Source organism: Kyrpidia spormannii, assembly GCF_002804065.1.
GTDB classification, from domain to species: domain Bacteria; phylum Bacillota; class Bacilli; order Kyrpidiales; family Kyrpidiaceae; genus Kyrpidia; species Kyrpidia spormannii.
Genome location: NZ_CP024955.1, coordinates 1,155,178 through 1,176,014, shown reverse-complemented (window position 1 = coordinate 1,176,014; position 20,837 = coordinate 1,155,178). Strand labels below are relative to the sequence as shown.

Genomic DNA, 20,837 nt, shown 5'->3' with positions numbered 1-20,837 from the left:
AATAGAATCCAGTATAAATTTGTATCGGAACGTTATTCGTGGAGCACTCGCAGTCCAGAATTTCCCGCTTTCTATCAATGGTGAAAGTACCTGCGTAACAGCGCCCAGAGAATCACCCATGCAACACCGATACCCACCACGACCCGGCTGCGCCAGCGCGCCGCCGCCACGCGCAACGACCACGGATCTACGATTTGTTGTTGTGTGATCGGGACCTCATACAAGGGATGAATGCGGATGCCCCACCACTCGTAAAACAAGAACACACAAAAGCCAAAATAGATCCATTTGATCCAGGCTTGCGAGCCGATCGTCAGGGTGCCGGTCGCGACAACGGTAAAAAACATGAGATCGCGAAGCATACCTTTCCGCCGCAGTGTCCGGAGTAAAAGGATCCAGATCACCGGGTGCATTTGCCGGTGAAACAGATTCTCGGTCCATCGGACAAGCCATGCGGAAATCCGGCGCATCCGAAATTGAATGTTCGAGACGGCGTCGGGATCGGCCGGCAACACTGCGGAGACGAGGAAACTTTGCCGCACTTGAAACAAACCATCCCACTCCGTCCGGGAGATGTACCTAACCGCCAATGCCGACACCGTGCCACCCACACCAAGAAGCACCCCCCACCCGGCGCCCGGCCGGCCGAGGATCTGCCGCGTCAAACCGATGCCCACGGGGAGGTATGACAGGTACCGGCCGGCATGGTACGCGATCCATTGTTGCCAGGTCATGCGATCGCGATCATTCAACAGTTGACTTGCGATTCGAATGACCGCTTCATACCCTGACAACAAGACCAGCATTCCAAACCAAGTGTCCAGGGGAATCCGGCAAATCCGGACGAAGGGAACGGATAGGATCCCGATCACCGCGACCGGCATAAGACTGAAAATCAACCCTTCAACCCACAAGGTCGCCAGCAGCCATGACCGCCGCACCGGGGACAGCAACAGGAACAAGCGGTCTCCGCTCTCTAGAGGAATCGGAAGACTTCCATACAACATCACGTGAACCGCCATCATGACCACGAACATCGCCACAGCCACGACGATGCGGAAAGGAACCCCGAGCCATAACTCGGTATCCGCCGTCAAGCCTGACGTTAGATCACCTCGGTAATATCGTCCCAACCACCAAACGGCAAAGATCGTTCCGGGAATGAGCAAGTACAGCGTCGTCACCCAGTCGGAGACCAGGCGCAAGACCTGGAGCCGTACTTTCCACCAGGAGCGCATTCGGCGACCCGTCCACACCGCCAGCAACGCAATCCGCTTCACTCCGCGACCACCCTTTTATGGAGAAAAGCAATGAACAAATCCTCCAAAGTCGCCGCATCATCCCCATGGACGACCCGCAATTCCGCCAGGGAGCCAACGGCGAAAACTTCCCCGTCCGCCATAAAACCGAACCGCCGGCACATCCGTTCGGCCGAATCCAACACATGGGTCGAAATGAGGATGGCTGCACCGCCCTGCCGCGCTGACTCGAACAGCTCGCGAAGTTGGCGAATGGCGATCACATCCAGCCCGATAAACGGCTCGTCCACCAGGAGCACGTCAAAGGGAAACATGAACGCCGAGACGACCATCATTTTCTGAAGCGTTCCCTTTGAACATTGGTGAGGAAACTTCACCAGATGGGGCTCAAGTTGAAACCGCTGAATCAAGGTTGCCAGGCGGTCGCGCACCGCCTCATCCTGTGCGGACGACATCTCCCGCAACCGCATTTTCCATTCCAGGTGCTCTGCCAAGGTGAGATCGGCATAGTACATCGGCTGTTCGGGAATATAGGCCCACCTTTGCTTGACCTCGAACGGTATGTCTTTGCCGGCGCCGAACGTCCATTCCCGGAAGTTGACCGTCCCGCCGCTGATCGGATAGTAACCCAGCAACCCGCCGATCAGTGTACTTTTCCCCGCACCGTTAGGGCCGATAAGTCCGAGGATCTCACCGGCCCGGATGTCGAAACAGGCCTTGCGGACAATGGTCGTCCCGCCTCGGGCGACGGAGAGATCGGCCACCGACAAGATTGCGGACATCGTAAAACCCCTCCTCGGATTACCGCCTTCGATTCTCCCCCCGAGAATTCCAGGGATCTTCCGAACAAACAACTGTAAATCCGGGCACACAATTGCAAATGGGGTAAACTCAGGCGGCCGCTCACGGGCCGATACCCACGGGCTACCTCCGGTGAATGGGAAAAACATGGGGTTCACCCCGGCCATAAATCGGCGCACTTCGGCGATCCGCTTCGGCATGTCGAACTCAACACACCGATGGGATTCGTGCTGAAGCTTCGGGGACAAAGGAACATCGAAAAAGGCTGTGAACTAAAGGCTGACTTTACAATCAGGTTTGCCTTTGTAACCGCTCAACCCTGCACCAAACATCTTCCATGAGCATCAACTGATTGAGGGACCGGCTTCCGATCCAGAAACATAAAAGCCCAAGGGGAAGTCCGATTCCGGCCAACATCCCGAGCCTATGCCAAAGCCCCGGCCCCTGTCCGCCCGCGACTGTCCACTTGACCAGCCATCCGAATTCTCCGTACACCGAAGCATATAGCAGCACCAAGAACACACTCAACACCCGATGTCGAAAAAGTGCGGGAGTGATCTGTAACAAGAGTAAATTCAGCGTGAACAACAGGGTGATGACCAGCCAGATTTCTCCGATGCTCCGCCACCCGTCGGCAAGGGAAGCCCAGGACCCGCCGATCATCCCGCGTATCGTGATCCCGATCCCCAGGCTCATCAGAGCGAGGGACATTAGCTCGACCAGGGTGGTCCACACCGCCAACCCCCTCGCGGCCAAGAGCATCCACCGGGGACGGGGGATGGCCAGCCACCAGGATCCCCACCCCTGCCTGAAAGGTTCGGTGGGAAACCCGACCACCCGAAAGATGGCGTAAGCGTACACCCCGGCGCCGACAAACGACGGTCCGTGAAGCCAGATCTCCTGCCTGCCCATCAGGACATAGCCCTCCACCGCCGCACCGGCCATCGCCGCGGCGAAGAGCCACCGGTACAGCGGCGGGGCCCCGGCGCCCCACCATCGCTGCCGGGCCCGCTCCAGCGAAAACAGACTCCAAAAAGGAGAACGGCTCGCGCGAACCTCCCAGGTCCCGGCCGGTGCTGCCGACGTCTGCAGCCGGAATCCCCACCCGGTTTCGGCCAAACGCATGTCCCCCAATCGACAGAGACCCACTCCGGCCGTAAGGCGAACCAGGAACCACGACAGCGGCCAGCCGATCACCGCGATCCCCAGAATGATCATCAAGTATTTGGAAACGAGTGGTGCGCCATTCCACAGTTGATTGAAAACGTTCCCTCCGTTAAACAATCCGAACAGAAGGATGAAGTACAGAAGGATGAAGTAAATGAACCCGCCCACCCGGGCCCATCCCCTGGAAAACACCACGCGAATCAGGCCCACCCCCACGGCGGGAAACAGCGCCACCAAATCCAGCATGGTAAAGGTAGCCGCCACCACGGCGAATTGGGACACTGATGTGCCTGGAACCCAGTGAAGAAAAAACGCCGTCGCGTAATGCAGGATCACCGTCGCTTCCATGTAAAGGGCTAGGTGCAACCCCATCCGTAGGCATCCTAGGGCCCTGCCCAACACCAGGTGCATGCGCGGGCGCGGAATCGTGAGCCACCACTCGATTCCCCCCGATGTGGACCATAGAGACCCGCTGAAGATGATCACTGCGAAAAGATGAAAGATCGTCCATTCGGCGTACAGTTGACCCAGGTCCGTCCAGCCACGAAAGAACCACAAGCTGATCAGCAAAAAAACGGCCTGATTCAACATGAACACTCTCGGCCGACTCCCCGGGGCAAAAGGCATCCACATTCGAAACCGACTGAATTCCAGATCGGCAAGGGCCAAGATATCCTTCATGAAAAAACCTCCCGGTACCGGGATTCCACCGACTGACCGCGGGCCCGCAGGGCCTCCACATCCTCAACTCCAAGAATTCGGCCGTCGCCGATAAGGATGATTTGATTAAAGAGATTTTCCATCTCCCGAATGTCGTGGGTAGCGATGATGAAGGTGCGGGAACCGCCGGCAAAATCGGAGATCACCGAGGAGGCGATCTGCTCCCGGGAAATCATGTCCACCCCGGCACAGGGTTCGTCCAGGACCACCAGGGGCGACCGCCGGGCCAGGCAGGTCAAAAGCTGGACCCGGGCCTCTTCGCCCCGGGAGAGTGTGGACATGCGGGCGGTACGCCTGACCTTGAGAAATTCGGCCAGTTCCTCCGCATGGCCGGAGTCCCAATCCGGATAGATGTCCCGGGCAAAGCGGAGCCACTCCCCCACCGTGACCCATCCGGGCATTTTCCCCCGGTCGGGTAAAAAGGCAAGGTAACGCAGCGTCGACACCCCGGCCGACTCCCCGAACAGCTCCACCGTGCCGGCGGTGGGCGGCGTCAGCCCGGCCACCAGGCGCAGGAGAGTGGATTTTCCCGCCCCGTTGGGCCCGAGAAGCCCAACGATCTGCCCTTGATCCACGCGGAAGGTGACGTCGTGGAGGATCTCCTTGTTTCGGATCTTCATGAACACCCCGCGGCAGACCACTGCGGGCCGGTCCGCCGGAGTTGTTCCTGTTGGCCCTGGTGCCGACAGCGTCATCTTCCCATCCATTTACTCATCCTCCTCCGTCTCGGCATGGGCAAGGTCGATCAGTTGTTGAACGGTCAGACCCAGGGACTGCGCCGTCTCCCGAAGCCGCACCACCGCTTCCCGGGCCAAGGCCCTCCGGCTGGCCTCGACCGCCCCGGCATCCCGGGTCACGAACGTGCCCTGGCCCCGGAAGGAGACAATCAGCCGTTCCCGTTCCAATTCCTGATAGGTGCGCTGAATCGTCGTCGGATTGACCCGGATCGCCGCGGCCAACTCCCTGACCGAAGGGAGGCGCGCACCGGGCTCAAGGTCTCCCCGGGCAATCGCGGCCCGGATCCGTTCCACAAACTGTTCATACAGCGGCCGGGAGGGATCCACAGGGAATTTCAAAATCTCCAGGGCGACGTCCACCTCCAACTGACCGCCTCCTTTGCATGGAGTGTACGATTTCAAACCATACAATCTGCATGATGGATTGTATGATAACACACCATGCATGTCAAGTACAAACATGCGAGGCCCGCGCAGTATGGTAATGCCGCCTATATCCTTGCTCCCGGATCTCGCCAAAGATTCGCTCCGCATTGAGGACGCCGATACACATGCGCTGCTCCACATAGGCCTTGTATGGCTCCAGCTTCTGGCCTTTCACCCTCCGGCCGCGCGACTTCACCATCCCCTCCTCCTGCTGCCTAGGTTCACTCACAGCCTTGCGGATGGTTTTGCGGTCATGGCCGTATCTTCTGGCCAGTTGCGAGATGCTGACGCCCTCCTCATACAGCTTCCTGATTTCCATCTTCTCACTCTCCCTCATGACTGGCACCTCCCCAGACGTGATGTGTTACCGCTATTCCATAATGGCCGAATGCTGACGGGATTGCCGGTCCAGAAATTGACGGATACAATGTCCATAAGTCTGGGAAAGGAAAAGGGTGTTGATATACCCTGAAAATGGACCCCAGATCGTCAGTGAAAATTGACCCCCACCAGATAGGATCGCGAGATGCTCGAGGAAGTCCGGTTTCTGCTGAACTTCAAGATGGACGCGCAAAGTCCCATGGCCCTGATTTTGGTGGGTCAGAGCGAACTGCAGGAGCGGTTACATTTGCAGGCATACGCTGCGATCCGCGGGCGGATCGACGTGCAGTGCAGGCTGCCCCATTACGACCGGGCCCAGGTCGGTGAGTACATCCGCTGTCACCTCACCTATGCGGGAGCGCAGCACGAGATTTTCTCGGATAAGGCGATGGATGAAATCGATCGATTCTCGGGCGGGGCGGCGCGGCTGGTGAACAAAGTGTGCACACATGCGCTGATTTACGGCGCCCAAAATGGCCACCGCATCATTGATGATCACATGATTCGGCGCGTGGTGGCCAAAGAAAGCAACAGCAAGAATGATTGGCAAGGGTCCCACATATCCAATCCACTGAGCAAACTCGAAGGTTCCCGATGTGTACTTTATTGAGGTAATGCTATAAAGATCTGCAGTCAGATAATCAGTAGGATGAGGGGATGGGATACTCTTCCACACGAACGTGCTTTCCCCTCAACATCTTGGACAATTTGACTAAAGCCTGAGTTCCCGAGATAATTAATCCGTAATGGTGATGAGTGTTCAATCGACATTGTAAAAAGGGGGGGAGCAGATGGATAAGCCGAGAGCTTATGGAGTGTTCATAAAAAATGGGACTCATACGTGTAGGACTGCAGCGTACATCCAGTGGGCGACATCAAAGGTATCAATAGGAAGTTGTCTACTGCTTAATCCAGGGTCGGCAGATTTAATCGACTCACATAATAAAGATAAGTTGAACTTTAACGGCGAAGTACGGGGAGAGATTCGACTCGATCATACCATGAATCAACTCATTCGTTTTGTAGAACAGATTTTTAAGCCGTCCGAACCAGACGGACGGTTTTACATCTACAATTTGTTCTCCATTCAGCAAACTTCATCATCAAGTGCCTTCGAGGAGTTTAAAAGCCTTGTGGAAACCGGGTACTATGACCCAACATCATCCCTTGTCGACAAACAAGAGTTAAAGAAACACCCCTGGATCTTGTTGGGATGGGGGTGTGACGAAGAGTCATTTCCGGTTGAACTGCGCGCCGTAAAGGACAGATGGCTAGAACTCATCTCGCATGCTAATATCCCATGTTTTGGAAAGAAACATCCGGAAGGCAAGGGGTATTACCATCCTAGCTATGCTCTGTATCATCCGGAACTCATTGATGAGTTAGTATCAATCTACAAATTGTGTGTTAGTGATTCATGACTGATTTACAATGGGCCAGATTCAACGGTTATATCTGGGGATTCGCCGTGTGACTGGACGATGGACTTGGCTGGAAAACAAGCTTCCCGCGCCCAGTCTGGAAGAAAGGCCGGTGCTGGTCGATTTCACAAAGGTGATTTCCTGCCGGCCGTTCTGGCTAAGCTTCTGGGTTTGAGCCGATCCTGGCTCTATTACAGACCGGCCAGCCCATCTCACTAGATGGGGCGCAAGCAACAGGATCGAATTGGCGACAATCCGTGCAATACACTTCTTTCGGCTTGGGGCGAATGGCGGTGATATTACGCAACGAACACTGGCCCGTGAATCGAAAGGCCGTCCAGCGTCATATGCGAGAAATGGGAATCGCCGGGATCACACCGGGCCCAAATCCAAGCCAACGTTCTCAAGCACACCGGGTCTACCCGTATCTCTTGCGCGGCATGAAGATTGAGTCCAAATCATCTAATGGGCACCGACATCACATATATCCGGATGGCCAGTGGTTGGATGTTCTGGTCGCAGTTCTAGACTGGTATACCCGGCGTGGTCAGGTATGAGTTGTATCAGACTTTATACCTCGACTTTGTCCTCGAGCCTGACATTCTATAATCACTCGGCCACTGTATTTGGCATCCAAGGAACGCAAAGAGGGTTTCCCGCCAAAAAAGGATTTACCATAGCTTCGGAACTGGAATAGGTCCGGGGTCTATATCTAGAATGCAGCAAAGCAACAAACCTCAAGAACAGCCGAAAAAATGTCTTGACAGTGGGGTTACCTCAGTTGAGGAGGGATAGGGTGTGAAGTATAGAATTTCACCACTTTTGATGCCGTTTTTTTTGTTACTTAGCGGTTGTGGCAATTCGGCCATATCGAACGCAGATTTGAAGAATCTGGATGTTGGATCTTACTTTCCGGAAGACTCTTCGACAGCGACCTATGATACATACAATGCCCCAAGTAACAATGTAGTTGTCGAAGAAACAAACATCACTCATCAGGTGTCACAGAATAAGTTTGTTATCTTGACTACTGCAACAGGACAGGCCGCAAATGTTGGAGATAGACAAGTCGCTTATGCTGTCAACAGAAACGAGATTATCCAAATTGGAGTTAGTAATTCTCTCATTGGAACAAGCAATAACCAGAAAATTATTTTAGCTAACACTTCACAGTGGACTGCTGAACCGTCAGAGACCGACACAATTACTGGCATCAATAAAACCATCACTGTAAAAGCTGGAACATTTAATAACTGCATTGAGGTCACAAGTGAGGTCAAGTTTGGAAACGATAAGGTTTTCAACAAATCTTATTACGCACCTCATGTTGGATTAATTCTTAAAGAAATTAAAGACAAAAATAACCATCAATATGTAAAATTTGTAGAACTAGTGAAGTTTAGTTCTGTGCAAAGTCGGGATAGCTTAACAAACGAAGACTCTTCCGCCACCCCCACGAATTCTAAAAAACCTTTAACAGACTTGCAGATAGCAGCTGGTTCCGGAAATGTGGAACTGGTAAAAGCTTTGCTCAGCCAAGGTGCCGATCCTAATGTAACAGATTCAAGCGGGGCAACTCCTCTTATTGATTGTGCGCACTCAGCTGCTAACCCACACGCTAATACGCAGGCCTACAATGAAATAGCAAGGATTTTATTGGAACACGGGGCAAATCCAAATGTTCAGGATGCCAGCGGAGACACAGCATTGTCCTTTGCTGTGTTCGCGAATGATCTAGAAATGGTTAAGCTTTTATTGAACGCCGGAGCAAATCCAAATCTCAAGAATACGAGTGGACTTTCGGCGATGTCGGGAATTGATCCAAATTCGGCGATAGGAAAATTGTTGATTCAATTTAGCACATCCGCTAATTCTAATAATTAACTCGAGCTTCGCACCCTCAGCAAGCCAGCTTTGGTTTGATTGTATTGAGTAAATGGTCGATGAATCGCTATACAATCTGCTCAATCATGTCTTGTTCCTGGGTGACTATCCCATATTGGGCGACTCTGAGTCACTCCAAAATAAGTCTCAGTCTTTTATAAACCGGAAGTCGTCCAGTTCATTACAGCAATCGTACAACAGACCGCCAATAGTTCGAGGATCCTGGCCGTTTCTGGAAGTCACGGACAAGATGATATAGCGGACGAAAACGATGGTTGTATGTGTAAACATTTTGTCATACGTGCGCCCCTGGAGTTCTTTCGCCAGTCTCAGATAGGACTTACTGGCCTTGAAGAACGTCTCGATGTCCCATCGCTTACCGTAGATCTGAACGATCTCTTCTCTTCGTCGGCCAGGCGGGTGTCGGTACACAGGAGCGTTAGCCATCTACAGGAACGACCTCGATCTCGGACGAACACGATCTTGGCGGGCACCAGCCATATTCTTCAGCATACACACGACGTGCGGAGAACGGCGCGCGGCCTGCGTAATCGTCGATGGGTATGCGAACCAGCTATCGAACAACAGGTACTTTGCTGAGATGCCCAAGTCCTGAGCCTGTGCCAGCAGTTCGAAGATGACCTCCGTGGCTTTCCGCAGGGGCTCCTGCCCCGCTTGTACCCACAGGTGCACTTGTCGACGGATTCGGTAACGCTGCACAGCCTGTGTCCTCGTGTTCAGAACTCAACAGGGAAAAGCATAAAGGCACAAACGAGTTGCCATCCGACCAACCCAGTGTCAGTAGTTGGAAGGCTCGTACGAAAGTATAAGAGACGTAGTTCAATTTTTTACCTGTAATCCCTGAATTAGAAAAATTGACGTTTTTCGTAATACATCATATAATAGGCGTAAGCATATCCAACCATCGACCAGCATCCTTCTAAATTTTCACAAATCAACTGGAGCAATGCGAAGTCTTTAATGCAAGAAGGTTACACCGATAGTGTTGCGTTTGATCTTACGGCAGCAATGGGAATAGCGGCAGATGTACAAGTGAATGGCTCGACGATGGGTTCTATTTGGCTCGGAACAGATAATCCTGCAGTGGATAATCCTGAACTCCGGGCATTAGCTCTGGATTTAAGAGCAAATCTGAGTTACCTAGATGAGAATTGTAAACAACTGTATTCCGTTTTAACGAAGAAAGGTAACCCTAACTCCATCGACGAACTATCCTCTCATATTTCTAATGACCTCGCAAAACTTCAGTCTTACGAAGATGACCTTTTGCATGGCCATCAGCAAGTAGGTGCCCTTCCTGAACCGCTTAATCCGGCGGCAGATTGTTTTTGTCAAGCACACCAAATCCCCTGTTAAATGAAAGCACAACCTCAGAGTCGGTCCCACACATCTTGCGCCTATCCCAGGAAGACATTGCGCGAAAAAACCATCCTCAGCCGACCGCCGATGCCCGGCAGCTCCCCATCCATGCCCGCCGAGGCCATGTAGAGAATGCGACGTACGGAATGTTGTTCATCCCGGCAATGAGATTCCGGGCCATCTCCGTGAGAACAGCACTGGGCCGGCCGACTTGCTTGGCTCCAAGGCACGACACCGCCGCATCAAAAGCGGAGGACACTCACGAACAATCCCCCTTTTCAGTCCAACGCCTCCCGCCGAATCTCCTCAACCTCTTTGTAAGGCGCATTCCCCCGATGGCTCCACACCATTCCTCATCCGGCTTCACGATTCCTCCTGGCTTTGATCCGATAGAGTGCATCAACCAACCAGACCTTATCATGTGCGGAATCAATGGGCTAACTTTGATGATCCATCCCTCCGCGACCCCCCTTTATGAAACGGAACAGAAACTTGCCCGACTAAAGACGAAAGCGAGCCCTCGGAGGCATTGTCTTCAAAAATATTTCACAATTTCTTCTATAAATATTCGTCGATGTGAAGAATGGCGTACCTTGATTGACCAAGATTGTCACTATAGAGTAAACATGAAGCTAGCTGGATGTGTGGACCAATCTTATACATCCTATATGGTTGGAGGCAATGAAAGACTGTCTGAAATTGGGCGCTTGGACAGTTTGGAGCCAGTAGCGCAACCGGCCAATGTCCTTCGGGGGATATTGGCCGTTTTTTGTGGTCCCAAATACCTCAAATGGAGGGATCCCATTGATGCCGGAACTCTTGGGATTGAAAAAAGGAAACAAAGAAATGATTGTGGAACCGATCACACAGACGGATATCGAATCGACGCCCCGCATGAAGGACAAGTTGACCTTTTTGCAGTTGTTCAAGCGAGATCTGGAGACGATTCGGCAAATTAAAGACGACATGGACCAGATCATCGAAAAAGTTGCCGTGCGCCATTACGACATGATTGAGCGGTTCCCCGGTTTGCAAGGCATTGTGGATCGGCACAGCAGTCGCCATCGGCTGACAGAAACATTCATCCATTATTTTCAGACGCTATGCGCCATTGAGGATGTGGACGCGGAATTTATTCACAGCCGCGTGAAAATTGGACAGATACATAGTCGCATTCACCTGACGCCCGAATGGTACCTTGGCTCTTATGTAAGGGTGTACGAATATCTCATCCCTTGCCTTGTTCGGAAATATGCGAAAGAGCCCGAGAAGTTGGGGAACATTCTGTTGTCGTTCCTGAAGGTCATTACCATGGATATGCAACTCATTATTGAGGCGTATCAGGAAGAGAACGACTTCAAACTGATCGACAACATCTCGGGGATTATGGAATCCATCCTGGGCATGGACGGCACCAAAGAAATCCTCGACGCGGCGTCGACGGCAGCCGACCACGCCGAAGGGATCAGCGCCGCCGCACAACAGCTCACCGCTTCGGTTAAAGAAGTGGCCCATCAGGCCGTCCGGGTCGCCGAACATTCCGATCGCGCCGTCCAGGACGTGGAGACGGGCCGTCGGGTGATCGAAGATTCCCTGCAGGGGATATTGTCCCTCGGAGACTCCTTTGAGAGCATGCAGACAAAAGCCGATTCCCTGTCCTCAGCAACCGAGGACATTTCGCACGTGACCGATTTCATCCGCAACATCGCCGACGAGACGAACCTGTTGGCGCTCAACGCCGCCATTGAAGCGGCGCGGGCCGGCGAGCACGGCCGGGGGTTCGCCGTCGTCGCCTCCGAGGTCCGTTCCCTGGCCGACCAAACCAAACGATCCGTTCATAAGATTGCCGCCACCATTGAGCAAGTGCAGCAAGAAGCCCGGTCGATGCGGGATCTCACCGGCCACGTGGTGGAGGAGCTCCATGTTCGAGTCGAGCAGTCCCAAGAGGCCATCCAAACGCTCGGGGGGATGGTCGAGCAAGTGACACGGATGGGGGAACTGACCGCCGGGATCGCCGCGACTACGGAGCAGCAGTCGGCGGCCACCGAAGAAATCACCACACGCATCAGTCATGTGTTAAGCGACACCCAGCGGACAAAGGAACGGGTGAACGCCATGGGGGCTCAAATCCACCAAACCAGCGTCCAGGCGAATGGGCTGCGCCTGGCGCTCATTGAAAATCTCAGCCACCTACAGGACAAGCAGGTGGTGCGCGTGGCCAAAACCGAGCATCTGTTGTGGAAGTGGCGGCTGCACAACATGACGCTCGGTTTTGACGTCGCCGATGAGAAGGAGTTGGTCGATCACCGGCAGTGCCGCTTGGGGCAGTGGTACGAGCAGGCTCGGGGGCGGGCGTCTCTCTCTTCCCTGGATTCGTTTCAGGCGATCGAGGAACCACACCGGCGGCTTCACCATCTGGCAAGGCAAATCTACCGGCTGCTTCTCGAAGGGGAACGAACGGAAGCGGAAAAACGCTTGATTGAGCTCGAACAAGCTTCCCATCAGGTTGTGGAAGATCTGGATCGTCTGTTGGCGGATTTGGAACGGGGGCCCCAGACGTGAAAGACGGGGTTGGAGATTACGAAGCAATACAAGACCTTACGGAACTAGCCTGTTGGGCCAAAAAGGATCCGGACGCCTTTGCGGAGCTATCCCGGCGGTTTCACCCGTTGATGGCGAGCATCGCAAAGAAATACTGGTTGCCGAACGATACCGAGGACGAAACGATGCAAATTTTGCGGATTGAACTGTGGAACGCGGTGAAGAAGTTCCGTCCGGAACGGTCTTTCGAGGGATTCGTCAAGATGTTTTTGAGAAACCGGATGAAAACGGTAATTACCAGAAAGGCGTTCGGCGAAGAAAACCGATTTTGGCAGTCTGTCGATCGGCTCACCTGGGCGCCGGACCGCATTCATCACCAAGCCTATCCATCACCGGAGGATGAGGTCGTCCACAAGCTGGCGACAGCGTCCCTGCGGAAGGGATTGTGCCAAGCGCTACAACAGGCGCTTAGGATCTGGAACGACAATGTTTCATCGGCCGATACATCTACGGGCACTCCTACCGTCAGATACAGGACCGACTAAAACTGAAAAGCACCAAGGCTGTTGATAACGCACTCACGCGGGTGAGGAAAAAGCTGGCGAAACATCCGAAAGTGATAGAGCTTTGGAAGAACCTTGCGAGGTAGGGAGCGGAATTGGTGAATACGGTTTTGGCTGCAACTCAAGGAGGGGGAAACGAATGGCAACTTGGTATGATCCTTATCTGCTTCTTGGGGATCCAGTGATCGTCACCGATGCGGATCACCGAATTCTCACTGTAAACAACGCTTACGAAGAAGCAAGCGGCTATCGGCGCGAGGACATCATCGGCAAGGACGCGGGGTACATCAAATCCGGATTGACACCGCATTATCTCGGTGTTTGTCGGGACGTTCAGGACATCACCTCCCAGGACGTTGCGGATGCCTACCAGCAGTTGTTTTTTCTGATCGCCGAAATTGCCGAAGCCGGGGATCCCTCTGTGAAACCCCACCTGTTCCGGGTGAGACAGATCTGCACATCCCTGGCCCGATGGCTGGGATGGCCGGAGATTCAGGTGACGTGGCTGGGCACTGCCTCGGTCCTCCATGACGTCGGTAAGCTCTACATTCCCAGGGAGATCCTGTTCAAACCGGGTCCCTTGACCCACCAGGAACGGCGCCTGGTCGAGACACACACCACCATGGGGGCTGAACTCCTGATGCGCCTCAATGAAAACATGGCCAAAATTTACGGATACAACGAAGCTTTGGTCATGGCCAAGGACATTGCCGAGTGCCACCACGAACATGTGGACGGCGGTGGATATCCCAAAGGTCTTCGGGGCGATGAAATCCCTGAAAGTGCACGAATTGTGGCTCTGGCCGATGTAACGGACGCACTTTTATCCCATCGCCCATACAAAACCCCTTGGAGCAGCCCGAGTGTTCAAGAGTACCTGCGTCAAAAACGCGGCCGGCAATTTGACCCCGCCATGGTCAATGTCCTTCTCGAGCACTGGGAGGACATCGAACAACTGTACCGACAAGAGGACCGGCGGGACAAGATGTCGTCATGAGTTCGTTGTGAACCATCAGGCCGCCCCACGTTTCTTCAAATCCCAATTGTTGCAAGATGTCTCGAACACCTTGGAGCTTTGATACCGACAGAATCATCGTGTGTCCCCTTTTGCTTGTGGATGTCGGTCAACAGACGTTCCGGTCAAATGAACTCAACCCCATCTATCCCCTCCTTTTGAAGTCACCCCTCCTTCTTGTTCGCCCACAATTCTGGGAAAGGTTACAAACGAAATACAAGCGCGACACAAAGTTGCACAATTTTATGCCACATCTTCGGTCTTTCTCACAGATCTCTGAAAATGTTGTCAACGCCATGCCGAAGCCGATTCGAAGTTGTCCCCGACTATAACCACAAGGGGGCAGACAAAACACAGAGCACGTTACGTCATTTGGACAAACATGGTTCGAGAACATCAAACCGGTTCACGGGGACTATTCTGCCTTTTTACAGCTTATCCGCCCTGGTCTTTTTTCGCGCCTTTCTATCTCATGAGGACCGTTTTGCCTTGGAACCCGCGTCTTTTCTTGGTCGCAAAAACGCTGGAATTGTATGAGCCCAGCCGCAAGGAACGGCTCCCGATGGAACCTTCGGATCAGCAAGGGAAATGGGTCACCATCACGCCACAATCGACCCATCCCGAATCCCTTGGGGAAAAGTGAGCTCAAAAGACACTTCCGCAGCAAACATACGGTGGGGATCAAGCCACGATTCAAGTCGCACAAGGGTCGTGGTGTTCGACGTGGACGCCGTGCGTCAACCGACAGAAGCCGATGGTGAGACCGTCATGCGTGTCCGGCATACCACGCAGGCGTTGGTCGTGGTCATGAAGCGCCATCACCTGGAGCCGCATGTCTCAGCAGCGGCGGAAAAAGGTACCGTGTGTCTCTGTTCTTTGATCAGACCATTAACCATTCCATTCGGGATATTCGGGAGAAACTCGGAATTCCAAAGGTAGTGAAAACAATATTTCCATCGGACCGGTTTTAGAAAATCAAAAACGAATGAATACTGCCTGACGGAGATGCCAGGTGGTGACGGAGAGGTTGACACCCCCCTTGCCACCATCACTTCCGAAACCTGGACCCAGGATTTGTGGTATCGTTTGCTTCTTAGACTATTTACCCCAGAACAACTAAAAACGGATTATCCCTTTGCCTATCACCGCATTCTGGCCGTTTCAGCACAGAGCATGGCCGTTTAGTTCCATACGGCAACACAAAAGGGCCTTCCCCTTTTTGGGGAGGTACAGATCTGTTGCACCCAACCCCCGACTTGCCTGTCCCCGCGATGTTTCACTCCTGATTCCTCGGCCCGACGCTGCCAGCCGACCGTTCCTCTCGGTCACAACCTTTCACTTGTTTAGCCAGACCACATCGTCATTCCCCTGTTACCATCTATCGTCTTGATACCAAAGGTCTGGCGACGCCATCCAGACTCCTCCATTGCCCGGAGCCCAGGATGTATCCACCCCCACAGGCGACGCCCCGTCCAAGCGAGAATCTCTAATTAAATTCGCTACGGGACCGTACTGGCCGACGTCAACCATTCGAACTGCGTCGGCGACGTGGCGCTGCACCTTCTCGAGACCCGCCGGCTCAATCAGCGGGCCGACCGACACCCCATCCTCCATACCGTTGCCGACCTGCATGCAGCCCATTCTCTCAGCCAAGTGCTGTACAAACCGATCATAAACAGAGCGCTGCACATAGATCCGGTTGGGGGATACGCACGTCTCGCCCATGCCACGCATCTTGCATGTCACCGCACCTGCGACCGCCGCGTCCAAGTCCGCGTCCTCGAACACGGTGAACGGCGCATGGCCGCCCAACTCCAACCACACCCGCTTAGCCGTGTCGGCCGCCTGGTGCATGAGAATCTTGCCGACCTCGGTTGACCCAGTAAACGACACCTTGCGCACTCGGAAGTCGTCCATAGCATCTCGGCTGAAGACTTAGACCGTACTGTGCATCGAACGCTAAGAGAAAGTGGTGGCACGGAATTTTCAAATAAAAACTGAAGAGAATGAGTCGACTCCCATGCGTTTGGTTCCAGGCACATATAAAAACCCCTGACGAGACGGCATCTCCTCAGGGGCTAGCGAATTGATGACGAAAACCTGGGCTGACGCTACCGACCATCAGGGAGGTCTGCCTAACAGGCGGTACTCTCTCAGCCCCCGAACATTTCGGGGACGCGGAAGAATTCCTGCCACGTATCGCGATCCCAACATCACGGCCACCCGTTCCATCGACAACACGCGAATGCGCCGCAGGAGAGCCTGCCGAAGCCAAAGGACCTGCTCATAAGTCATTTGTCATTCCTGCAGCTTTATTCATTGATGAGTCGAAAACGAAGCGAACGATTTCCCGCTGTTGTAGGGAAGATCCGTCGACACCAATGGACCGTCGTACGGGATGTTTTTCATGCCGGGCGGCATCATCTTGGGGAAAAGGGGAGTACGTGGTGCACGCGCCCCCTGGCAAATAGTGTTGGTCCAACACCAACACCTTCGCGCCGCGTTTCGCGACTTCAACGGCGGTAACCAGTCCGCCGATGCCGCGCCCCGCGCCCACGACGCCGGGGGGCCGCAGGTCTTTGGGTGGGATACCCGGTTTCCATTGCGTCTCTTTCGTTTCGGATTTGTACAATTGTGTCAGGTAGAATCTCTGCATCCGGGCTGGCAAAATCATCATCGCCGCGACGCCCAACACGTTCCACACGTTCGTCAGGATATACCCCAAACTTCGGATAGAACGTAAAGCGCGATCAGGACCGCAAAGAACAGGGACAGGGAAAACAACGCCGCCCACAGGATGTATCCATAGCCTTTAAGATGTTGTCGAGACTTTGAGATGAATTGACAACCGGCAGTTTCCCCGTAAAGTATTCGTTCTGCACATCAATGACCAAGAGAGCCTTTTTCATCATGATCCCCCTGTTGGATCAACATGTCCGATCGGCACGGAGATGTGCCATGTTTCCAGGCTCGCGAAGAGCGGCGGTGAGCAGAGCGCCCATGATCAGAGCGACGGCACTGGTTAAAAACGACAGATGGTAATTCCCCGTGGCAGACCTCAGATATCCTCCGACAAAAACTCCAATAGCGGCGAAGATTTGGTGCAACAACCACGTGGAGCCGAGTATGCTTCCCAGTGCGTTGGCCCCGAAGCGTTCGCTGATCATGCCTGTCACCAGTGGAATGATCGGCATGGAAGAAATCCCGTACAGGACTGCGACAACGTATAGCTGCCAAAGGTGTGCGGAAACGGCAAGAAAGAAAAGTGCCATGGCCCGGATTGCATATAACCAAATCAGCAATATTTTCTTTCTGTGGGTCTTGGACAGTTGCCCGGTGATCCACATCGATACAGCGCTGGCAGCCGCCGCTATTCCGAGGAGCCTTCCTCCAAGGTCAAGCGCTCCGCCCAGATCCACGGCGTATTTCGGAAGATGGATGGTGACCATGTACAGGGAGTATCCGCACGTGACAAACGCCAAGCTGGCCAACCAGAACACCCGGCTTTGCAGCGCTTCTGAGAGTGGAGCGCTCCGGGGAGGCGTGAAGGTGGATGTCGGATCTCCATCCGGGGCCTGCCCGATGCTTTGAGGGGTATTTTTTGTCAACAATAGGAACGCGGGGACGATGATCAAAAGCATCATGAACCCCAGCACAAGAAAAGCAATTCGAAAATTAGTATAGGCGATCAACATTCCCGCAAGAGGCAAGAGCACCAATTGACCAACATTCATCCCCATGGAACTTCGCGCCAACATCACGGCCCGATTTCGGACGTACCAGCGAGAGACGAGAACAGAATTGGCCATTGAACCACAGCCGGCAAAGCCCACCGCGGTGAGAATTCCGTAATACACAAAAAACTGCCAGATTTGTGTGATTGTCGAGGAAAGCAAAAAAGCAATCCCCATCAAAGCTGCACTTCCGGCAATAACGGGCTTTGGGCCGAACCTGTCAATGAGCCGGCCCATCACCGGTTGGAAAATCCCCCATGTCAACATGTTCAGGGAAACCGCTAGACTGAGGGTCGTCAAACTCCAACCGTAGATCCCGTGCAGGGGCGAAAAGAATTGACCGGCTGTGAGATTCAGACCAAAAGCACCGATCAAGGTCAAAAATGAGACGAAAACAACGCGGGGACCAAGAAACGGTCGATTCACAGGCACGCCTCCTTCAACTAACCCTTTGAATATATTTTTTATGGTTAGGATAATATCCGATTTTATTTAACCTGTCAACGCGCTAAAATAGAGTTAGATGTGTTTCGGGGTTGTTATCAATCCCAGTGTGGAGGTATGAAAATGGTCCACAAAAAAGAATTTCCGCTTATTTCGGGACACCTTTCCCTTGATCTTGTCAACACGGAGGTGGTTCGGCGGGGTGTCCGACATGATTTGCTGGTCACTTCCGAAGATCTGGTTCATTGGGTTGAGAAGATGGAACAGGTTGGGAGTCTGGATCCTGCCGTTCTTCCCGAGGGATATGATTCGCCTGAAGCCTTGAGTAGACTGCGAACGGTCCGGAATTGGTTGAGAAAGAATTTTGAGGAGATCGCAGACGGAGGGAACCCCTCCGATGGCTTGAAAGACTCGTTAGAGGGGTTGATTGAGAGGTCTCCGTTTTCTTATAGAATCATCGGCACATCCTTGGTTCCTGTTCCGATGGGTTCTCCCGCCGATGCTCTGGCATCTTTGGTCGCTTTGGATGCCCTCCGTCTGCTTGCAGGCGGAGATCTACGGACTCTGCATCGGTGTGCGAACCCTGATTGTGTGTTATTGTATATGGATGCGACCGGGCGACGAAAATGGTGTTCCATGAAAATTTGCGGGAACCGGGCCAAGGTGGCCCGGCATCAGGCTCAGGCGAAGAACAAAGCGGTCGAGACCACCGACCCTCCGCACCAGGGCGCCGGGATGAACGGCTCCATCTAAAGGCACACCGCCTTACCGGTTGCGACAAGAATGATGATCGAGCGAATCTGAACCCGCCTGTGTCCAGTATGTGCTCGGCAATGTGCCGATCGTTTTAGCACCGATTTCTTGCAGCCGAGTGTTCATGCCATCCACGGAACCATATAGACTAACAATAGACTATTTGCACAAATACTGTTTGTGGGGTGATGCAAATGAACAGTATTGACACTTTTGACGGTAGCGAATATGATGGAGACAGGGAGCGTGATAAACCGATGAGACAAACGGCAGCAGTGGAACAAACAACAAAACTGGGTGGCAATTGGGTGACTACTGGAGAAGCGAAGAAAATGTTGGGCGTCAGTTCCGTGAATACGGTGAAACGCTGGGTGGCAGAGGGAAAACTTGAGGCCCGAAAGTTTGGAGAGACTGGCTGGATGCGGATTTCCGTTGAGTCGATTCAACGCTTGTTGCGGTCCGGAGATAAAAATGTCCAAGCGTTCCAAAACTTGAAACGGCGTGCAGATGCTATGGCGGACTTGGATTTTGACCTGACTGAGGAAGATTTGGATGCAATGTCCGATCGTCAAATGGGACAATTGCCCTGGAAAGAAGAGAAAAAAGAGACGGAGAAGTGACCCGCTTGGTTCTACCTATAGCTGTTGTTGATGCTTCAGTGTTGGTCTCAAACTCGAATAGAGAGCACCTTGTTACCGCTGCCTATGAGGGATTGTATCGTCCAATATGGTCGCCGTGGATTATCGCTGAACTTAATCGTGCTTTGACGTGGAATTGGATTCGAAATAAAGGTGGCCTAAGAGAGCGGACGCAGCTTTCAAAACGGTATAACGACATGATGTCTTTTCTTGCTTCTGTTTTTGACTGCGTCGATCCAAAACCACCATGGTATCCTGCATGGCCTAAATTGGCTGACGAAAATGATTTGCCTATTTGGTCCACTGCAAAATTCGCAAAGGCTGATTACATCGTTTCAGCCAACGTGCGGGACTTTCCCCCTCAAAATGATGAAGGCAAACATGTGTGGGAGGGAGTTGAGTACATAATGGTTCCAGATTTTTTTAGACGCATTGGATATGAATGCTAACCATCTTTTTACAGAACCCCAACGAAGGAATATGGAGGAATTTCGCCGGCTTGGTACCAACAACATCAAGGGAGAAGGGATAAATTCTCTTGGTGAAGAGCGTCTACAACAGATTTCATATTATCCAAACAGACTGAATATCCACCAAATGAACGCCCCGATGAATACGCGTTTGCGTTCTTCTCGGGTTTTCGGTTTTCCGCGAAAAAAGATCTCCATGGCATAACTCATTCCAAATGACAGGAGGAAAAACACGACAACGACAATCATGGTAAGCAGCGTCCTATTCATCGAATCACCTTCTGGTATCCATTCCCGTTCATGCGGGATTAAGGTTCCCTGTGCACCCTCATAATATACAAAACTTAGGAAAAATCGGCAAGAGGAGAGACGATTACAATTTTGATCGATCCCATTTTTCGCATATCGAAGAATGTCGAAACATGGAATTGATCATCTGCCTATTTCGACAAAATTCGACGTTGTACCCACAAACGAAGACCTCTCTGAGGATTCAGTTGTCG

The 20,837-nt window shown here is 52.9% G+C and carries 24 protein-coding genes and 1 riboswitch; of the genes, 12 read left to right on the top strand and 12 right to left on the bottom strand.

Annotation, left to right across the window (positions count from 1 at the left end; genetic code table 11):
- Positions 1–74 precede the first annotated feature (74 nt).
- From CVV65_RS05840 to CVV65_RS17425, 6 genes are all read right to left on the bottom strand, one after another.
- Positions 75–1,280: a hypothetical protein gene (locus tag CVV65_RS05840; protein ID WP_100667352.1), complete on the bottom strand. Its 1,206-nt coding sequence runs from the start codon at positions 1,278–1,280 to the stop codon at positions 75–77.
- Entirely contained in the window at positions 1,277–2,041 is a 765-nt protein-coding gene (locus tag CVV65_RS05835; RefSeq protein ID WP_157935401.1) for an ABC transporter ATP-binding protein, read from the bottom strand. The genes CVV65_RS05840 and CVV65_RS05835 overlap by 4 nt, the downstream gene beginning before the upstream one ends.
- Before the next feature lie 310 nt (positions 2,042–2,351).
- Positions 2,352–3,908 carry a hypothetical protein gene (locus CVV65_RS05830; RefSeq protein WP_100667350.1) on the bottom strand — a complete coding sequence of 519 codons (1,557 nt, stop codon included), beginning with the start codon at positions 3,906–3,908 and terminating at the stop codon, positions 2,352–2,354.
- The gene (locus CVV65_RS05825; RefSeq protein WP_100667349.1) at positions 3,905–4,654 is read right to left on the bottom strand and encodes an ATP-binding cassette domain-containing protein; all 750 of its coding nucleotides are present in this window, start codon (positions 4,652–4,654) and stop codon (positions 3,905–3,907) included. Before CVV65_RS05825 ends, CVV65_RS05830 begins: the two co-directional genes overlap by 4 nt.
- On the bottom strand, positions 4,655–5,044 hold the full coding sequence (locus tag CVV65_RS05820) for a GntR family transcriptional regulator (RefSeq protein WP_232796763.1): 390 nt from the start codon (positions 5,042–5,044) through the stop codon (positions 4,655–4,657).
- Positions 5,045–5,132: 88 nt separating this feature from the next.
- Complete coding sequence (locus CVV65_RS17425; RefSeq protein ID WP_198592139.1) at positions 5,133–5,447, bottom strand: hypothetical protein; 315 nt, start codon at positions 5,445–5,447, stop codon at positions 5,133–5,135.
- 189 nt (positions 5,448–5,636) lie between these two features.
- Between CVV65_RS17425 and CVV65_RS05810 the strand changes: the two genes are divergently transcribed.
- From CVV65_RS05810 to CVV65_RS05795, 4 genes are all read left to right on the top strand, one after another.
- On the top strand, positions 5,637–6,101 hold the full coding sequence (locus CVV65_RS05810; RefSeq protein ID WP_232796719.1) for an ExeA family protein: 465 nt from the start codon (positions 5,637–5,639) through the stop codon (positions 6,099–6,101).
- A 181-nt stretch (positions 6,102–6,282) separates the two neighbouring features.
- The gene (locus CVV65_RS05805) at positions 6,283–6,912 is read left to right on the top strand and encodes a hypothetical protein (protein ID WP_100667348.1); all 630 of its coding nucleotides are present in this window, start codon (positions 6,283–6,285) and stop codon (positions 6,910–6,912) included.
- 257 nt (positions 6,913–7,169) lie between these two features.
- Positions 7,170–7,469, top strand: a complete 300-nt coding sequence (locus CVV65_RS17420) for an IS3 family transposase (protein ID WP_100667347.1) — start codon at positions 7,170–7,172, stop codon at positions 7,467–7,469.
- A 241-nt stretch (positions 7,470–7,710) separates the two neighbouring features.
- Complete coding sequence (locus CVV65_RS05795) at positions 7,711–8,796, top strand: ankyrin repeat domain-containing protein (protein ID WP_100667346.1); 1,086 nt, start codon at positions 7,711–7,713, stop codon at positions 8,794–8,796.
- Positions 8,797–8,943: 147 nt separating this feature from the next.
- Here CVV65_RS05795 and CVV65_RS05790 read toward each other — a convergent pair whose 3' ends face one another.
- Positions 8,944–9,243 (bottom strand): transposase, encoded by a 300-nt coding sequence (locus tag CVV65_RS05790; protein WP_100667345.1) that lies wholly within the window; start codon positions 9,241–9,243, stop codon positions 8,944–8,946.
- 534 nt (positions 9,244–9,777) lie between these two features.
- On the opposite strand from CVV65_RS05790, the gene CVV65_RS16535 reads away from it, so the two are divergent.
- The 5 genes from CVV65_RS16535 (at position 9,778) to CVV65_RS05765 (ending at position 14,277) form a co-directional block, all read left to right on the top strand.
- Entirely contained in the window at positions 9,778–10,173 is a 396-nt protein-coding gene (locus tag CVV65_RS16535; RefSeq protein WP_133121238.1) for a hypothetical protein, read from the top strand.
- A gap of 668 nt (positions 10,174–10,841) precedes the next feature.
- Positions 10,842–10,925: riboswitch (cyclic di-GMP riboswitch) on the top strand.
- Between the two features lie 58 nt (positions 10,926–10,983).
- On the top strand, positions 10,984–12,738 hold the full coding sequence (locus CVV65_RS05775) for a methyl-accepting chemotaxis protein (protein ID WP_100669214.1): 1,755 nt from the start codon (positions 10,984–10,986) through the stop codon (positions 12,736–12,738).
- Positions 12,735–13,262, top strand: coding sequence for a sigma factor (locus CVV65_RS05770; RefSeq protein WP_100667342.1), 528 nt, complete (start codon positions 12,735–12,737; stop codon positions 13,260–13,262). The genes CVV65_RS05775 and CVV65_RS05770 overlap by 4 nt, the downstream gene beginning before the upstream one ends.
- Positions 13,193–13,366, top strand: a complete 174-nt coding sequence (locus tag CVV65_RS17415; protein WP_133121349.1) for a sigma factor-like helix-turn-helix DNA-binding protein — start codon at positions 13,193–13,195, stop codon at positions 13,364–13,366. Before CVV65_RS05770 ends, CVV65_RS17415 begins: the two co-directional genes overlap by 70 nt.
- A 53-nt stretch (positions 13,367–13,419) precedes the next feature.
- Complete coding sequence (locus CVV65_RS05765; protein WP_100667341.1) at positions 13,420–14,277, top strand: HD domain-containing phosphohydrolase; 858 nt, start codon at positions 13,420–13,422, stop codon at positions 14,275–14,277.
- A 1,389-nt stretch (positions 14,278–15,666) separates the two neighbouring features.
- Here the strand turns inward: CVV65_RS05765 and CVV65_RS05760 are convergent.
- From CVV65_RS05760 to CVV65_RS05745, 4 genes are all read right to left on the bottom strand, one after another.
- The gene (locus CVV65_RS05760) at positions 15,667–16,212 is read right to left on the bottom strand and encodes an aldehyde dehydrogenase family protein (RefSeq protein WP_100667340.1); all 546 of its coding nucleotides are present in this window, start codon (positions 16,210–16,212) and stop codon (positions 15,667–15,669) included.
- 204 nt (positions 16,213–16,416) lie between these two features.
- Positions 16,417–16,590 (bottom strand): hypothetical protein, encoded by a 174-nt coding sequence (locus CVV65_RS17110; protein WP_232796718.1) that lies wholly within the window; start codon positions 16,588–16,590, stop codon positions 16,417–16,419.
- A complete protein-coding gene (locus CVV65_RS05755) occupies positions 16,580–16,987 on the bottom strand; it encodes an NAD(P)-binding protein (RefSeq protein WP_133121237.1) in 408 nt (135 codons plus the stop codon). The genes CVV65_RS17110 and CVV65_RS05755 overlap by 11 nt, the downstream gene beginning before the upstream one ends.
- 235 nt (positions 16,988–17,222) lie before the next feature.
- Positions 17,223–18,455, bottom strand: a complete 1,233-nt coding sequence (locus CVV65_RS05745) for an MFS transporter (RefSeq protein ID WP_100667339.1) — start codon at positions 18,453–18,455, stop codon at positions 17,223–17,225.
- Positions 18,456–18,596: 141 nt separating this feature from the next.
- On the opposite strand from CVV65_RS05745, the gene CVV65_RS05740 reads away from it, so the two are divergent.
- The 3 genes from CVV65_RS05740 to CVV65_RS05730 all read left to right on the top strand — a co-directional run bounded on the left by CVV65_RS05740 (position 18,597) and on the right by CVV65_RS05730 (position 20,313).
- On the top strand, positions 18,597–19,226 hold the full coding sequence (locus CVV65_RS05740; RefSeq protein ID WP_100667338.1) for a CGNR zinc finger domain-containing protein: 630 nt from the start codon (positions 18,597–18,599) through the stop codon (positions 19,224–19,226).
- A 194-nt stretch (positions 19,227–19,420) separates the two neighbouring features.
- The gene (locus CVV65_RS05735; protein ID WP_157935400.1) at positions 19,421–19,846 is read left to right on the top strand and encodes a helix-turn-helix domain-containing protein; all 426 of its coding nucleotides are present in this window, start codon (positions 19,421–19,423) and stop codon (positions 19,844–19,846) included.
- Positions 19,843–20,313 carry a PIN domain-containing protein gene (locus tag CVV65_RS05730; RefSeq protein WP_157935399.1) on the top strand — a complete coding sequence of 157 codons (471 nt, stop codon included), beginning with the start codon at positions 19,843–19,845 and terminating at the stop codon, positions 20,311–20,313. The genes CVV65_RS05735 and CVV65_RS05730 overlap by 4 nt, the downstream gene beginning before the upstream one ends.
- 120 nt (positions 20,314–20,433) lie before the next feature.
- Here CVV65_RS05730 and CVV65_RS16710 read toward each other — a convergent pair whose 3' ends face one another.
- Positions 20,434–20,604: a hypothetical protein gene (locus CVV65_RS16710; protein ID WP_157935398.1), complete on the bottom strand. Its 171-nt coding sequence runs from the start codon at positions 20,602–20,604 to the stop codon at positions 20,434–20,436.
- Positions 20,605–20,837 lie beyond the last annotated feature (233 nt).

Coding starts and splice junctions, on each gene's coding strand:
- CVV65_RS05765 (WP_100667341.1), top strand. CDS start 13,420: ATGGCAACTTGGTATGATCCTTATCTGCTTCTTGGGGATCCAGTGATC.
- CVV65_RS17110 (WP_232796718.1), bottom strand. CDS start 16,590: ATGACTTATGAGCAGGTCCTTTGGCTTCGGCAGGCTCTCCTGCGGCGC.
- CVV65_RS16535 (WP_133121238.1), top strand. CDS start 9,778: ATGCAAGAAGGTTACACCGATAGTGTTGCGTTTGATCTTACGGCAGCA.
- CVV65_RS05740 (WP_100667338.1), top strand. CDS start 18,597: ATGGTCCACAAAAAAGAATTTCCGCTTATTTCGGGACACCTTTCCCTT.
- CVV65_RS05735 (WP_157935400.1), top strand. CDS start 19,421: ATGAACAGTATTGACACTTTTGACGGTAGCGAATATGATGGAGACAGG.
- CVV65_RS05830 (WP_100667350.1), bottom strand. CDS start 3,908: ATGAAGGATATCTTGGCCCTTGCCGATCTGGAATTCAGTCGGTTTCGA.
- CVV65_RS05805 (WP_100667348.1), top strand. CDS start 6,283: ATGGATAAGCCGAGAGCTTATGGAGTGTTCATAAAAAATGGGACTCAT.
- CVV65_RS05810 (WP_232796719.1), top strand. CDS start 5,637: ATGCTCGAGGAAGTCCGGTTTCTGCTGAACTTCAAGATGGACGCGCAA.
- CVV65_RS17425 (WP_198592139.1), bottom strand. CDS start 5,447: ATGAGGGAGAGTGAGAAGATGGAAATCAGGAAGCTGTATGAGGAGGGC.
- CVV65_RS05835 (WP_157935401.1), bottom strand. CDS start 2,041: ATGTCCGCAATCTTGTCGGTGGCCGATCTCTCCGTCGCCCGAGGCGGG.
- CVV65_RS05760 (WP_100667340.1), bottom strand. CDS start 16,212: ATGGACGACTTCCGAGTGCGCAAGGTGTCGTTTACTGGGTCAACCGAG.
- CVV65_RS05790 (WP_100667345.1), bottom strand. CDS start 9,243: ATGGCTAACGCTCCTGTGTACCGACACCCGCCTGGCCGACGAAGAGAA.
- CVV65_RS05825 (WP_100667349.1), bottom strand. CDS start 4,654: ATGGATGGGAAGATGACGCTGTCGGCACCAGGGCCAACAGGAACAACT.
- CVV65_RS05775 (WP_100669214.1), top strand. CDS start 10,984: ATGCCGGAACTCTTGGGATTGAAAAAAGGAAACAAAGAAATGATTGTG.
- CVV65_RS16710 (WP_157935398.1), bottom strand. CDS start 20,604: ATGAATAGGACGCTGCTTACCATGATTGTCGTTGTCGTGTTTTTCCTC.